11 protein-coding genes and 1 pseudogene are annotated in these 14,202 nt (G+C 70.0%); 6 read left to right on the top strand and 6 right to left on the bottom strand.

Going from position 1 to position 14,202, the window contains the following annotated elements; genetic code table 11:
• Positions 1-18: 18 nt before the first annotated feature.
• Positions 19-1,500 (top strand): aldehyde dehydrogenase family protein, encoded by a 1,482-nt coding sequence (locus tag AB0I18_RS12830; protein WP_363105468.1) that lies wholly within the window; start codon positions 19-21, stop codon positions 1,498-1,500.
• A gap of 68 nt (positions 1,501-1,568) precedes the next feature.
• On the opposite strand, the gene AB0I18_RS12825 is transcribed toward AB0I18_RS12830, so the two are convergent.
• The gene (locus AB0I18_RS12825) at positions 1,569-2,513 is read right to left on the bottom strand and encodes a superoxide dismutase (protein WP_363105467.1); all 945 of its coding nucleotides are present in this window, start codon (positions 2,511-2,513) and stop codon (positions 1,569-1,571) included.
• 367 nt (positions 2,514-2,880) lie between these two features.
• On the opposite strand from AB0I18_RS12825, the gene AB0I18_RS12820 reads away from it, so the two are divergent.
• Together AB0I18_RS12820 and AB0I18_RS12815 are read left to right on the top strand one after the other, a co-directional pair.
• Positions 2,881-4,341 carry an aldehyde dehydrogenase family protein gene (locus AB0I18_RS12820; protein ID WP_363105466.1) on the top strand — a complete coding sequence of 487 codons (1,461 nt, stop codon included), beginning with the start codon at positions 2,881-2,883 and terminating at the stop codon, positions 4,339-4,341.
• Between the two features lie 310 nt (positions 4,342-4,651).
• Positions 4,652-5,458: an SGNH/GDSL hydrolase family protein gene (locus tag AB0I18_RS12815; protein WP_363105465.1), complete on the top strand. Its 807-nt coding sequence runs from the start codon at positions 4,652-4,654 to the stop codon at positions 5,456-5,458.
• A gap of 445 nt (positions 5,459-5,903) precedes the next feature.
• Here the strand turns inward: AB0I18_RS12815 and AB0I18_RS12810 are convergent, their stop codons facing one another.
• Positions 5,904-6,479, bottom strand: coding sequence for a PadR family transcriptional regulator (locus AB0I18_RS12810; RefSeq protein ID WP_363105464.1), 576 nt, complete (start codon positions 6,477-6,479; stop codon positions 5,904-5,906).
• Positions 6,480-6,605: 126 nt separating this feature from the next.
• On the opposite strand from AB0I18_RS12810, the gene AB0I18_RS12805 reads away from it, so the two are divergent.
• Positions 6,606-6,998: a nuclear transport factor 2 family protein gene (locus AB0I18_RS12805; RefSeq protein ID WP_363105463.1), complete on the top strand. Its 393-nt coding sequence runs from the start codon at positions 6,606-6,608 to the stop codon at positions 6,996-6,998.
• A 610-nt stretch (positions 6,999-7,608) separates the two neighbouring features.
• On the opposite strand, the gene AB0I18_RS12800 is transcribed toward AB0I18_RS12805, so the two are convergent.
• Together AB0I18_RS12800 and AB0I18_RS12795 are read right to left on the bottom strand one after the other, a co-directional pair.
• Positions 7,609-9,285, bottom strand: a complete 1,677-nt coding sequence (locus AB0I18_RS12800) for a CocE/NonD family hydrolase (RefSeq protein ID WP_363105462.1) — start codon at positions 9,283-9,285, stop codon at positions 7,609-7,611.
• Between the two features lie 104 nt (positions 9,286-9,389).
• Complete coding sequence (locus tag AB0I18_RS12795; protein ID WP_363105461.1) at positions 9,390-10,268, bottom strand: alpha/beta hydrolase; 879 nt, start codon at positions 10,266-10,268, stop codon at positions 9,390-9,392.
• A gap of 457 nt (positions 10,269-10,725) precedes the next feature.
• Between AB0I18_RS12795 and AB0I18_RS12790 the strand changes: the two genes are divergently transcribed.
• Together AB0I18_RS12790 and AB0I18_RS12785 are read left to right on the top strand one after the other, a co-directional pair.
• Positions 10,726-12,009 carry a histidine kinase gene (locus AB0I18_RS12790; RefSeq protein WP_363105460.1) on the top strand — a complete coding sequence of 428 codons (1,284 nt, stop codon included), beginning with the start codon at positions 10,726-10,728 and terminating at the stop codon, positions 12,007-12,009.
• On the top strand, positions 12,006-12,671 hold the full coding sequence (locus AB0I18_RS12785) for a response regulator transcription factor (protein ID WP_363105459.1): 666 nt from the start codon (positions 12,006-12,008) through the stop codon (positions 12,669-12,671). Before AB0I18_RS12790 ends, AB0I18_RS12785 begins: the two co-directional genes overlap by 4 nt.
• 58 nt (positions 12,672-12,729) lie before the next feature.
• Here AB0I18_RS12785 and AB0I18_RS12780 read toward each other — a convergent pair whose 3' ends face one another.
• On the bottom strand, positions 12,730-13,866 hold the full coding sequence (locus AB0I18_RS12780; RefSeq protein ID WP_363105458.1) for an XdhC/CoxI family protein: 1,137 nt from the start codon (positions 13,864-13,866) through the stop codon (positions 12,730-12,732).
• Positions 13,867-14,025: 159 nt separating this feature from the next.
• Positions 14,026-14,202, bottom strand: a pseudogene (locus AB0I18_RS12775) (xanthine dehydrogenase family protein molybdopterin-binding subunit); the annotation flags it as partial.

The following is a 14,202-nucleotide window of genomic DNA, read 5'->3' as shown; positions in this document are numbered from 1 at the left end:
GATCCTTTGGAGAGCCGCATGTCCGAAAGAATCCGAACAGCATCGAACGAGACCAGGTCAGCGCCCGTCCGGACGGGGCTGCTCATCGACGGCAAGACCGTCGAGACCGAGGAGTGGACAGCCGTCCACGATCCCGCCGCTCCTGACCTGATCGTGGGCCACGCCGCCGCGGCGACCCCCGATCAGGCCCGCGCGGCGGTGGCGGCCGCGGACGCGGCGTTCCCCGGCTGGGCCGCGATGCCCGCCCGTCGGCGAGCGGAGATCATCGGCGAGGCACTCACCCTGCTCGAGGGAAGCGAGACCGAGCGGGCGGCCTTGATGACCCGCGAGAACGGCAAGATCTCCTTCGAGAGCCAGATAGAGATGGGCGTCTTCGTCGCGCGCACGCGGGCGGCGATCGACCTCGCCGACTCCCTCGACCAGGTACGGCGCCTCGAAGGCCCGCCGCTGACCTCGCACATCCACCGGCTCCCCATGGGCGTGGTCACCGTCATCGTGCCGTTCAACTGGCCGATCGCGATCCTCGGAGCGAGCCTGCCGTACGCTCTGCTGGCCGGGAACACGGCCGTGGTCAAGCCCCCGCCCACCGTGCCGCTGGCCATGGTGCGCACCCTGGAACTGTTCGCGGCGGGACTCCCCGCCGGCGTCCTGAACGTCGTGACCGGCAGCAACGACGCGGTCGCCCCGCTGCTCACCGATCCCCGAGTCCGCAAGATCGTGTTCACCGGAAGCACGGCCGCGGGCAAGAACATCATGGCCGCCGCCGCGCAGAACCTCGCCTCGGTGACCCTCGAACTCGGCGGCAACGACCCCGCGATCGTCCTCGACGACGCCGTACTCGACCAAGAACACATCGGACGGCTCGTCCAGGGCGCGTTCCTGACGAGCGGCCAGGTCTGCATGGCCGTCAAACGGCTGTACGTCCACCGCTCCCGCTACGACGAACTCGTCGACGCGCTCGCCACTGCCCTCGACACCCAACGCGTGGGTCCGGGCACCGACCCCGCCTCGACCATGGGCCCGCTCAACAGCGCCGCCCAGCGCGACAAGGTGACCGCCATGCTGGCCGAGGCGGCCGACGCCGGAGCCGAGATCCGCGAACTGGGCACCCTGGCCCCCGACGCCGCCTCCTCAGGAGGACACTTCCTGCGCCCCGCCCTCGTCCTCGATCCCGACCCGGGCCTGAGAATCGTCACCGAGGAGCAGTTCGGCCCCGCCCTGCCGATCCTGCCTTTCGACGACGTCGACTCCGTACTGGACCAGGTCAACAACGACTGGTCGGGGCTGTGCTCCTCGGTCTGGAGCGCCGACCCCGCCCGCGCGGCGGGCCTCGCGGAGCGGCTGCGCACCGGCACCACCTGGATCAACCACGCCAACGCCGTCGCATGCGACGACCGAGCCCCCTTCGGCGGCTTCCGCCAGAGCGGCATCGGACGCGAGATGGGCCCGGACGGCCTGCTCTCCTTCACCGAAGCGCACACCATCACGACGCACGGATAGAAACGGCGCGTACCGCTGGACCCTGCCGGCTTTGAGTGGGCGGGGTCCAGCCGTACTCCGGTCGTACGTCACACCAACGGCACGGACACCGCGTTGTAAGGGGTGTTCTCATCCCGGTCCGGGGTGGTGAAGCGGGAGTTGGGAAGGTACAGCCGACCCTTGTAGGCGGCGGCCGTAGTGGGCAGGTCGAAGCGGTCGTCCCTGATCACTCCGATCGCAGTGCCCCTTGTGCCCGACCGGTTGAGCCGGATCACGTCCACCTGGTTGGGGTTGGGCTGGACCACGTAGAGAGTGCGGCCGATGAGCACCAGCCCGTCGCCGCTGGGCAGCGCCGTGTCACCCAGGTCGACCTTGCGAGCCACGCCGGTGCGGGGGTTGACGCGCATCAGTGAGCCGCCGTCCGCGGCCGCGTTGGTGACGAGCAGGGCACTGCCGTCGGGGGTGAGCGAGATGCCGTTGGACGTGAAACCGGACTGCACCCAGTCACCGCTCAGCGTGAGACTCTCCGGGGCGCCGGTGCGGCCCTTCCTGCCCAGCGGCAGCTTGAAGAGCTGTGCGCTGAACGACTCGGTGAACCAGGCGGCGTCGCGGGTGAGCAGGACGTCGTTGACGAAACTGTTCTCTCCGGCGACGACGTGGTTGGCGAGCAGCGCACCACTGTGGGCGTCGACGACCCGCAGTTCACCACTGCTGCCGCCCGCCAGGAACAGCCGCCCCCAGGAGTCGGCCTTCAGCCCGACCGTCATGCGTCCCAGGCCGCGGTGGACCACCTTGCCCTTGCCATTCATGAGGTTCACCCGGTACACGCCGCCGGTGGCGATCGATCCGAAGTACGCGTACGGCGCGGAACCGATCGCGACTCCCTCCGGGCCCCAACCGTTGGGCAGCGAGAACTCCTTGGGCCAGGATCTGGCGGTGCCCGGGGCGGCCTGTGCCGTACCGCCGGCCAGGGCGGTCGCTCCCAGGGCGATGCCCGCGCCGAGAACCTGCCTGCGTGCGAGAGAGCTTGTCATCAATCGTCCTTCCTCGGAAACCAAGACGGGCCGCCGGTTCGGCTGGGCACCTGGGTTAATTATTTATAGTTCAAGTATTCGGGTACAGCGACGAATGTCCTGACTCTCTTCGGTCCATCGGACGGAAAGCCGCCGGGTCGGTACGAGCGCGGACCGTTGAGGCGGGCCATCCGACAGCAGGCCGACCTGGCAAGGCCGAACGTCGCGCCGGGGATACGTCATTCGTCCTTACTTCCGGCCCTCGCCTCTCGTCTCTCTGTCCAGGCGGTCACCGCTGGGCCATCATCCGAAAACCTGCCGGTCGCAGTGGCGCGACCGGCGTGAGCACGGTGACGGCCGCGCGCCGCACCGAGAAGGCGAGCGGGCCATGAGCGTGCAGCGACCGCACATCGAACCCGGCAGTCTCTTCATCGGTGGAACCTGGCGGGACGCGGAGTCCAAGGAGCGGCGCGACGTCGTCGACCCGTCCACCGGCAGAGTCGTCACCACGGTCGCGGAGGCCGACGGGGCGGATGTCGCCGCCGCGGTGGCCGCCGCCCGCAAGGCCTTCGACACGGGGCCCTGGCCCCGGACACCGGCCCGCGAGCGCGCCCGCGTGCTGCACCGGGTGGCCGACCTGGTGCGCGAACGGGCGGACGAGCTCGCCGCCGTGGAGAGCCTCGACGTCGGCAAGCCCGTCTCGTTCAGCCGGGGGGTGGACGTGGAGACCGTGGCCGAGACGTACGAGTACTACTCGGCGCTGGCGCAGAGCCTCGACGGGGCCACGCGGCAGCTCCCCATACCCGCCCACGCCTACACCCGCAGGGAGCCCATCGGCGTGGTCGGAGCGATCACCCCGTTCAACTTCCCGTTGATCCTGAGCACGTCGAAGTTCGCCCCCGCCCTGGCGGCCGGCAACACCATCGTCCACAAACCGGCCGACGAGACCCCCCTCAGCGCGCTGCTGATGGCGGAGATCCTCGCCGACGCCGGTGTTCCCGCGGGTGTGGTGAACGTCGTCACCGGCAGCGGACCCGTCCTGGGTGAGGCACTGGTGCGTCACCCAGGCGTCGACAAGATCGCCTTCACCGGGTCGACGAGGGTCGGCCGCCTGGCGGCGAGCACGGCCGGCGAACAACTCAAGCCCGTCACCATGGAGTTGGGTGGCAACGCGCCGCACATCGTCTTCGAGGACGCCGACGTCGGGAAGGCGATCGGCGCGATCATCAAGGCCTTCGTCTTCAACACCGGACAGTTCTGCATGGGCGGACCCCGGCTGCTGGTCCATCGGTCCCTGTACGACACCACGCTGGGCATCCTCGCCGACGCGGTTCCGGCCGTCCCCGTCGGCGACCCCTTCGACCCGGCCACCGTCGTCGGGCCGATGGCCGGCGAGCGGCACGTGGAGAACGTCGAGCGCTTCGTGAAAGCGGCCGTCGAGGACGGCGGCCGCATCGTCGTCGGCGGTGAGCGCATCGAACTCAACGGCGGTTACTACTACAGGCCCACCGTCATCGCCGGCCTGGACAACGACGCCCGCACCGTCCAGGAGGAGATCTTCGGCCCGGTGCTGACGGTTCAGCCCTTCGACACCGAGGAAGAGGCGATCGCGCTGGCGAACAGCACGCCGTACGGACTCGCCGCCGGTCTGCAGACCTCCGACCTGGCGCGCGCCCACCGCGTCGCCGCACGCCTCGACGCCGGCATCGTCTGGGTCAACGACTGGGCCATGCTCGACCCCGCCGTGCCCTTCGGCGGCGTCAAGCAGTCCGGCTACGGACGCGAATCCGGGCCGGAGGCGCTGCAGGCGTACACGAGGACCAAGTCGGTCGTTATTTCCCTCGTCTGACCGCTCGACAGGGCCGACCGCGTCCTCGTTGTGCATGCCGTTGACGACCCGGACGCTCAGGTGCCAGCTCGGACCGTGGTCGGTGCCCAGGTCTGAAGAGGAAATGGGCGGTGAGGTCGGCACGGGACCAAGGCAGTGGACTGCGGCGGTGGACCGCCCTCGACGGCTTCAGCACCTGCCTGAGCGGCGTCACTTTGCAGGAAGGTGAGCCCGCAGCTATCCTCATATTCAACAATGCGACTAGGTGCCTAGTTGTTTAGCGATGGCCGTGTGCCACTTCCAGCAGCGTTGACGAGAGGCGGTCGGCCCCGTGTCGAGCAGTGGGTATCTGCGCTATGTCGCCCTGGGTGACAGTCACACCGAGGGGCTCGGGGACGGCGACGACGTCCGTGGTCTTCGGGGCTGGGCGGACCGGCTCGCCGAGCAGGTCGCCCGCCACAGCCCCGGCCTGCTCTACGCCAACCTCGCGGTGCGCGGCCGTAAGGCCGGTCAGGTACGCGCCGAGCAACTGGCTCCGGCTCTCGCGATGCGGCCCGACCTCGCCACCGTGGTGGCTGGGGTCAACGATGCGTTGCGCCCGGGCTGCGACCTCGACGAGGTGGCCGGTCATGTTGAGGCGATGTTCGCCGCCCTCACGGCGCAGGGCGCCACCGTCGCGACCCTCATGTTTCCCGACGTCGGGCGCATCACGCCGTTGGCCCGCCCGATCGGTCACCGTGTTGTCGCACTCAACGCGCGCATCCGGGAGGCCGCCGACCGCCACGGCGTGGTGGTGGTGGAGACGGCCGCGCACGCGGCGGCGACCGATCCGCGGTTGTGGAGTGCTGACCGGCTGCACGCCGGCCCGCTGGGACACACGCGCATCGCGGCTGCCGTGGCCCAGGCGCTCGGTCTGCCGGGCAGCGACGACAAGTGGACCCTTCCCCTTCCGGCCGAGGGGGCAGACATGTCTGTCTGGAGGGCCGTGGGTGCCGAAGTGCGCTGGGCCGGCACCTTCCTCGGCCCCTGGGTCGGCCGCCGCCTGCGTGGCCGCTCCTCCGGCGACGGCCGCCAGGCCAAGCGGCCGGCACTGCTTCCGGTTGCCGCGTCCGCTGGGGACACCTCCTCATCGGTGTGATGCTCTGGCTTGCGACGACGCCGGCAGCTCCTCGTGCTGAACTGCTCTTCACCGGACGGGAGCTGGAAATGAGTGACATCCATCCCTTCGCGTACTGCGTGCGAAGCGTCTGCGGATCGTCAACGACGTGGTCGTAGGCGTTGAGGTGGTGGACGAGAAGGAGACGACGGAGGAGCTCGGCAAGGGCAAGCTGTTCGGCGCGCTCGTCACCCCGCGACACTTTCACCGTCGCCGCACTCACCAGCCCCGAGGCCGGCGCGCAACGCCGTCCGCCCGACACTCACCGTGCCGGCCAGTCGGCCTGCACGCAGGGAGGCAGGGAGCTGACCGCTCAGGCAGAGCCGGCCGCAGAGTCGGCCGTTGCCGTGCTCCTGCTAAGGCCGGGTTGCTCACGACCGCCAGCTACTAACTTTGTTGACTAACTGTGTGCGTGGGACCGCCGCAGTCAGCCGTCGGCCCGGAGCGCGGCCGTGCGCTGTTCGAGCCTGCGCAGCGCCATGTCCCCCCACTGGAGGTTCTCCCGCTCGAACGACATCCCGCGCAGCAGGGTGAGATACGGCCCGATGCGCTCGGCCTCGGCGAAGTACGCCTCCTCAGAGCGCCCGTCGAGCAGGCGCTGCCGGAGCCGCTCGTAGCGGGCCAGCTTGGCGGTGGCCCACTCCATGCGCTCGGTGACGGCGGTCCGGACCGCTTCCATGTCGCCCGCGTCCAGGCACTGCACCTTGACAAGCAACTCGTCCCGGATCACCGCCGGTTTACCCAAGGGCTCGGCGGTGTAGGCATGGACGGCCTTCCGCCCGGCCTCCGTCAAGGAGAACAGTCGCTTGTTGGGGCGGCGCTTCTGCTCGACGACGCGGGCCGCGACGAGTCCTTCGGCCTCCATGCGATCCAGCTCGCGGTAGAGCTGCTGAGGCGTCGACATCCAGAAGTTGGCGACCGTCGCGTCGAACGCCTTCGCGAGGTCGTACCCGGACGCCTCGCCTTCCAACAGCGCGGCCATCACTGCGTTCCGCAAAGCCATGGGTGCATGCTAACAGATTAATCAACAACATGACTAACAGTCCACTCCTCCCCTGTAGACAAGCCCTAAAGGGCTCTCTATTCTCTACCACACCTATTAACATTTTTGACTATTCGAGGTGGGCTCATGCATCCCTTCCCCAAGGCCATCGAGAACGGCGACGCGGACGCCGTGGCCGCTCTGCTGGCCGACGACGTCGTCTTCACCGGCCCCGTCACCGTCGAGTCGCACCCGGGCAAGGCCATCACCGCGGCGATCCTGCGCGGCGCGCTCCTGATCTACGAGGACGTCACCTACATCCGTGAGATCGCCAACCCCGACGGCCGCAATCATGCCTTCGTCTTCACCGCCACTGTGGCCGGCAAGCAGCTCCAGGGATGCGACTTCCTGCACTTCGACGACGACGGGAAAATCGACGAGATCACGGTGATGGTGCGCCCGCTCTCCGCCGCCCAGGCGGTCGCCGAGGCTGCAGGCGCCCTGTCCGAGCAGATTGTCCGAGAGGCCGCCGAACAGTAACCACGACGACGGACTTCGACGGACTGCGCACCCTCCTGGCGGAGCGCCACAACGTCCCCGGCGGCTGCGCCACCTCCTTTCGACGAGGCCGCTTCGAGTTCGAGAGGGCGCTGCACCAGTTGTCCGGAGTCGGCCTGGAAGTCCAGCCGTACACGCTGCGCGGGCTGTTCGAGAAGCTGGGCGTCGCTGACTCGCTGTAGTTCGTCCAGAAGCACGACCTGTATCGCGCCGTGGTACCCGGCCGGCACGATGTGACCCTGCCCGCCGACGGCGATGACCGCGGTGCCGGGCTCGACGAGCAGAGGTTCCATGGATCAGATCGAGCAGGCGGGCCACTCGTGCTCCCTTGGCCCAGGCCCTCGGTGCCGTACTCGACCGGATGGCCGCCGCCTCCGGATCCGGCCGCGTCATCGCAGGCCCGTCGAGCGGAACCTGGTCGGTCTGCTGACCGAGGAATCTTGACCGCGGCGTTCGCCGAAGGGCAGGCGCCTATGGGAGGTCATCGCCTCCGCCGCAGGATGCCTGCCGCCCTTCGACCGAGCCGACATGGTTACTTCGGCGCCCTTGCCCACCGGAGCAATGGATCGGCGGGCTCTCGCATCGCTCCCGGTCAGGCTGGAGGCACCACGGGCAGGACGATGCGGGACGGCCGGGCAGGGTCGTGGAAGACCTCCTGCCGGGCCACTCGGGCCGTGGTCGCGCTCTCCTCGGGTTCGCCCGTGTTGAGGTTGCGGTCCCAGCGGGGGAAGTTGCTGGAGGTGACCTGGATCCGTATCCGATGACCCGCCCGGAAGACGATGCTGGTCGACCACAGGTCCACGACGTGCTCGGCCGCCTCGCCCGGTGTCGCCGCACGCACCCGCACGATGCCGTCGGCCACATTGCGGGAGACACCGTTCTCGTCGACGTCGCACAGGCGTGCCACCCAGTCGGTCGAGGGTCCGTCCGTGGCGGCGAAGAGCACCGCCCGGACGCGGCCGGTCACCTCGACGTCCTCGGTGAGCGGTTCGGTGGTGAAGACCAGGACGTCCTCGCGTGCCTCCACGGCCGTCTGGTCGAGCGGCCCGGGACGGAACTCGTCGGACATCAGGAGCGCGCCGCCGGTCGTGGGCACCGGGTCCATGGGGTCGTAGGTGAACTCCTCGGCCCGCTCGGCCGTGGACGGCGGCTCCTGCGTCAGGCGTCCGTCGGCGCGCAGATGGAAGTCCGTGTCCACCGCCCGCGACAGGGGCCATTCCGTCTCCTCGCGCCACTGGTTGACGCCCATGACGAACAGCAGCACCGTGCCCGTGTCCGGCTCCAGGGCTTCGCCGTCGCCGAGCGTGCGCTGGAACCAGTCGAACTGCAGGTCGTGCACGCGTCCCCGCATGCCCATGAAGTCGGAGTGCGCGCCGAACCCGAAGTTCACGTCACCCACCACATGCCGCCAGTTGGTGTGGGACCACGGGCCCATGACCAGCGTGGCCGACCTGCCCGCGTGGCGCATGGCGGTGAAGTTGTCGAGCGTGCCCTGGGCGAAGATGTCGTACCAGCCGCCGAGTTGGAAGGTGGGCAGGCCGACCTCGTCGTGCCGGCCCGCGACACGGCAGGACCGCGCCCAGTCGGGCTCCCGACGGGACCGCTCGTAGCCCAGCTCGGGCAGGTCGTGCCGGGCGAACGCGGGAAACCGTCCAGCCGGCAGCTCCCCGTAACCGCCGCTCGCCAGGCCGTCCAGATCCTGCACGAGCGCGGTGACGCCGCTCACGAGCGCGGCGGGGTCGGTGCGGTGACGGCGCATCAGGGTGTCTGCGCCCTGCAGGAGGGACCAGGGCACGGTGATGCCGAGCTCGATCGCGCCGCCGCGCGTCCACAGGCCGTCGTCCGGATCGGACCACGTGATCATCGGGGCGATCGCCTTCAGCTCCGGCGGCTTCGACAGCGCCGCCATCCACTGGGTGTTGCCGAAATAGCTGATGCCGATCATGCCGACAGACCCGTTCGAGCCGGGCAGGGCGGCGGCCCACCGTACGGTGTCGTAACCGTCGCTCCCCTCGCACGTCCACGGCTCCCACTCCCCCTCGGAAGCGAACCGGCCCCGGGTGTCCTGGATGACGACCAGGAAGCCGCGCCTGGCCGCCGCCAGCGGATCGAGCACGACACCCATCATGGGCGTCTGCTTGCCGTACGGCAGCCGGGCCAGTAACACCGGCCACGGCCCCGTACCGCCGGGCCGGTAGACATCCGCGCGCAGCACCGTGCCGTCACGCATCTCCGCCGCGACATCGAACTCGATCTGAATCTCTGCCACGCGCTGCTCCTTTGCATGCCACGACGCTGTCAGGCACATGGTCGAACCTGGTCCCCGTCGCGCACTACACCCGAACTGGGGTGGCTACGGCGCTCTCGGGGCGGTCACGCCACCGCGTTCAGCAGGTCGGCCAGCAGGTCGGGCCGTTCCAAGGCGATGAAGTGGCCTGCTCCCGGCACCTGCGTGAAATCGGCGGCCGGCAACAGCTCCTTGTCGGCTTGCCGGTCCGATGGCCGCGACCAGTCCTTCTCTCCGTAGACGAGGTGGACGGGTGCCTTGACCTCGGGGTAGCGCGAGCGGGCGGCGATGAGACTGGGCAGGCTCTGGTACACGGCCCGGGCGACGGTCGGGTAGCCGGGGCGGCCGCCCACCTGGAGGAGTTCGTCGACGTAGTCCGCCCGCAGCGCGGTCTTGTCGACCAGCCCGCCCTGCAGGATCCTGCGGAGGGCGGCCTTGGGTTCCACCCCGGCGACCACCGGGCCCACCCCCGGAGTGAGGACACCGGTGACCACCACACGGGCGAGGAGACTGGACCGGGCGATCCCGCCGGGGAAGTCGTACGTGTTCACCGCGACGACGCGGCGTACCCGCTCCGGCAGATCGGCCGCGGTGGTCAGGGCGAGCACCGCCCCCATGGACTCCCCGACCAGGGTCACGTCGTGGAGGTCGAGTCCGGTGAGGAGCCGCTTGACGCCCGCGCGCATGGCCGGCTCGTCGTACGACGCGCCGGGCACGATCTCGGAGTAGCCCATCCCCGGCAGGTCGAGGGCGTACACGGTGTACTGGTCCGCGATCAGGGGGATGAGGGAGCGGAAGTGCTCGGCCTGGGTACGCACGGTGTGCAGCAGGACCACGGGAGCACCGGTGCCCGCCTTGAGGTAGCGCAGTGTTCCCTCGTCGCTGCGATGTCCTGCGCGCGGGGCGATGGTGTGGCTGGTGGTTCCCGGGATGTGAATCGTGGGACGTGTCTCTGGGCTGGGCATCTCGCTGGCTTCCCTTTGTGTGAACTGCTGCGGACGGGTGATTCCGATAGGGCCCGCCCGAAGGGGGCGTGACCACGGCCCAGCCCTTGGATTCATGAAGAAACCGACCGGTTTCCAACATCGTAAACCGATCGGTTTCCGCGCGCAAGGCTGAGGTTGCCAGGAAGACAGTCCACACGCGGCGTCGCCGGATCAGCGACATGGGCAGGAGCGGGTGGGAGGCGCGGGACTCGCGCACGGGGCTTTCCGGGACACAGCACCACTGGAGCAGCAGGCAGACGGCAGTGGAGATCACGAGGAACCAGAGCGCCGCGGAAGCCGTGATCGTTGCCACCCGGGTCCGGGCTGGCGGTATTCGCCGGTTACATTGTCGTGCTCCTGGCCGGCACGACCGTCCCGCTCAAGCGACGCGACGCGTGACCCCGGTTGAGGATCTGCACTAAGGAACGGTGAAGCAGTGATCGGACCGGCGTCGCTGCCACGGGTGACCGGCGCTCACCCACGCCTGCTGGACGCCGCCCTCGCCACCCTCGTGGGCGGTATCGGCCTGCTGCCCCTGCTGTTCGGACGGTGGCCCGACGGCGTACGTCCCTCGGGCGCCGACGCCGTCGCCGCGGCGGCAGCGTTCCTGCTTCTGCTGGCCCGCCGCCGCGCACCGCTGCCCGTCCTGGCGCTGACAGTGCTCGGAGAGGTGACCTTCACCATCCTCGCGTCGTATCCGTCGCGGGTGCTGAAGATCGCCGCGTTGATCGCGGTCTACACCGTGGCCCGAACGGTCCGCCGGCGGATCGCCTTGATCGCCGTCTCGGGCACGGCCCTCTCCCTGTACGCGGTCATCACGTACGCGACGGATTCGGCCACCGGCCCGGAGGCAGGCGCCGTGTTCGCCTGGACCGGGATGTTCGCCGCCGTCGGGGCCACCGTACGCACCTGGCACGACTACGTCGCCGCGATGGAGGAGCGAGCGCTGCGGGCGGAGGCGACCAAGGAGGAAGAGGCCCGCCGCCGGGTCGCCGAAGAGCGGCTGCGCATCGCGCGGGAACTCCACGACGTGATCGCCCACCACATCGCCCTGATCACCATTCAGGCAGGGGTCGCCGGTCACTTCCTGCGAGCGCGGCCGGATCAGGCCGAGGTGGCGCTCGGCCACATCCGTGACTCCGGGCGCACGGTCCTGGACGAACTGGGCCCGCTGCTGCACGTACTGCGCCAGTCCGGCGACGAGACAACGGACGAGACAACGGGCGAGACGCAGCCGACCGAACCCGTGCCCGGCCTGGCCCGCCTCGGCGGGCTCCTCGAATCGCTGACCGCCGCCGGGCTGAGCGTCCGCCACCGGCAGGCCGGCCACCCGCGCCCGCTGCCGACCGCCATCGACCTGACCGCCTACCGCGTTGTCCAGGAGGGACTGACCAACGCACACAAGCACGGCACGACCGCCGAGGCGGACCTGCTCGTCGACTTCGGGACCGACGAACTGCGCATCCGGATCACCAACCCCCTGGCCTCCGGCCCGTACCCGGAGTCGGCCGCGACGGGCACCGGACACGGTCTGACGGGCATGCGCGAGCGCGCCCACGCGGTCGGCGGCACCCTCCATGCCGGTGCGGACGCCGACGGTCGTTTTCGCCTCGCTGTGCGCCTACCGCTGCCCACGGCCGGACCACCGACCGACACTCGCACGTCGGACCGGCCGGCCACGGCCCTGCCCGCGACCGCCGCCGAGGGGAGGCAGGGATGACCATCCGCGTTCTGCTCGCCGACGACCAGGCCCTCGTCCGCACCAGCTTCCGCATGCTCATCGAGTCGGAGCCGGACCTGGAGGTCGTCGGCGAGGCGGCGACGGGCGCAGAGGCGGTCGCGCTGGCCCGCAGCACCCGTGCCGACGTCGTGCTGATGGACATCCGGATGCCCGACATGGACGGCCTCGCCGCCACGCGCGCCATCTCGGCGGACGAAGACCTCGCGGGCGTACGGGTGCTGATCCTGACCACCTTCGAAGCCGACGAGCACGTCTTCCACGCGCTGCGTGCCGGTGCCAGCGGGTTCCTCGGAAAGAGCGTGGAGCTCTCCTACCTCCTCGACGCCATCCGGCTGGTCGCCCGCGGAGAGGCGCTGCTGTCACCCAGGGCGACCAAAGCACTCATCGCCCACTATCTCGCCTCACCCGACATGACGAGCACGCCGACCCCGGAGCTGACACCCCTGACCGACCGCGAGCGCCAAGTGCTCCGTTTCGTGGCCACCGGCCTCTCCAACGACGCCATCGCCGAACAGCTCCACATCTCGCCCTCGACCGCCAAGACCCACGTGAACCGCATCATGACCAAGCTCGGCGTCCGCGACCGCGCCCAACTCGTCGTGATCGCCTACCAGAACGGTTACGCCCACCCCGGCGCATGACCGACCGCACGCTGCTCGGTGCGCCGGGTGCCCGTCGGCTGCCTGACGGGTGCGGGGGTTACGGCACCATCGCCAGGCCGGGCAGCGGCTGCTCGGGACGGTGAATGGGGCCGGTGCCGTGCGACAGGGGCCGGCCCGTGCCGCGGTTGGCGTGGGCGATGATCTCCGCGGTGATGGAGATGGCGGTCTCCTCGGGTGTACGGGCGCCGAGGTCCAGGCCGATCGGTGAGTGCAGACGGGCCCGTTGCTCCTCGGGCACGCCGGCTTCCCGGAGCAGGTCGACGCGGTGGTCGTGTGTGCGTCGCGAGCCCATCGCGCCGACGTAGCCCACGGGGAGGGTCAGCGCCAGACGCAGCAGGGGGATGTCGAACTTGGCGTCGTGGGTCAGGACGCAAACGGCGGTGCGCACGTCGGTCTCGGTGGCCGCGAGATAGCGGTGGGGCCAGTCGGTGACGACCTCGTCGGCGTACGGGAAGCGGGTAGCGGTGGTGAAGACCGGGCGGGCGTCGCAGACGGTGACGTGGTAGCCGAGGAAGCGGCCTGCCTGACTGAGGGCGGCGGCGAAGTCGACGGCGCCGAAGATCAGCATGCGGGGGCGGGGCGCGTGGGTGTGGACGAGCACGGACAGGCGCTCTGGGCATGTGTCGGCGTCGCCACCCACTTCGATGCGGGCGGTGCGGCCCACCCGCAGGAGCGCGCGGGCGTGCGCCACGACCTGCCGGTCCTCACTCCCGGAGCCGAGCGTGCCGTCGTGGGGCCCCTCGCCGGAGACGTGGAGCGTACGGCCGACGAGTTCGCCGGGGCCGTCGACGATGTGGGCAACGGCTGTGGGGCGCCCCGCGAGCACGGCTTGGAGGGCGGTGACGAGGTGGGGTTCGGCGGCGGGCTCCACGCGCTGTACCAGCACCTCGATCTCGCCGCCGCAGGTCAGGCCGACGGCGAAGGCGTCGTCGGAGTAGCCGAAGCGGGTGCGCACTGGTGGCCCGCCGTGCGCGAGGACGTGTTGGCACAGCTCGTAGACCGCCGCTTCGACACAGCCGCCGGAGATGCTGCCGACCGCGGTGCCGTCCGTGTCGACGGCGAGGGCGGTGCCGACGGGCAGGGGTGCACTGCCACTGACCTGGATGACGGTGGCGAGGGCGAAGGAGCGGCCCTCGCGGCACCACTGCCGCAACGTGTCCGCGATGTTCAGCATGGCGGGCTCTCCGTGAGGTGGGTGACTTGAGAGGACCGCCGCCGCGCCTTGGGGGAGCAGGCCGCGGCGGCGGTCCTGGTGCCCGGCGGTGTTGCGTCGCAAGCCGCCGGACGCGTGGGAGGCCGGGTCGCCGGGTGAGTTGCACCGGCCACCCAGGGCTCAGAGCAGTGCTTCGGCGGTGATGGGCAGTTCGCGGATGCGGCGGCCGGTGGCGTTGAAGACCGCGTTGGCGATGGCGGGCGCCACTCCGACGATGACGATCTCGCCGAGTCCCTTGACGCCGATCGGGTCGGCCTCGTAGTCCTCACCCTCGATGTAGACGGCTTTCATGTCGGG

This window comes from Streptomyces sp. NPDC050704, from assembly GCF_040654355.1.
GTDB lineage: Bacteria > Actinomycetota > Actinomycetes > Streptomycetales > Streptomycetaceae > Streptomyces.
The sequence above is the reverse complement of the archived record's forward strand: the minus strand, read 5'-3'. Positions and strand labels throughout refer to the sequence as shown.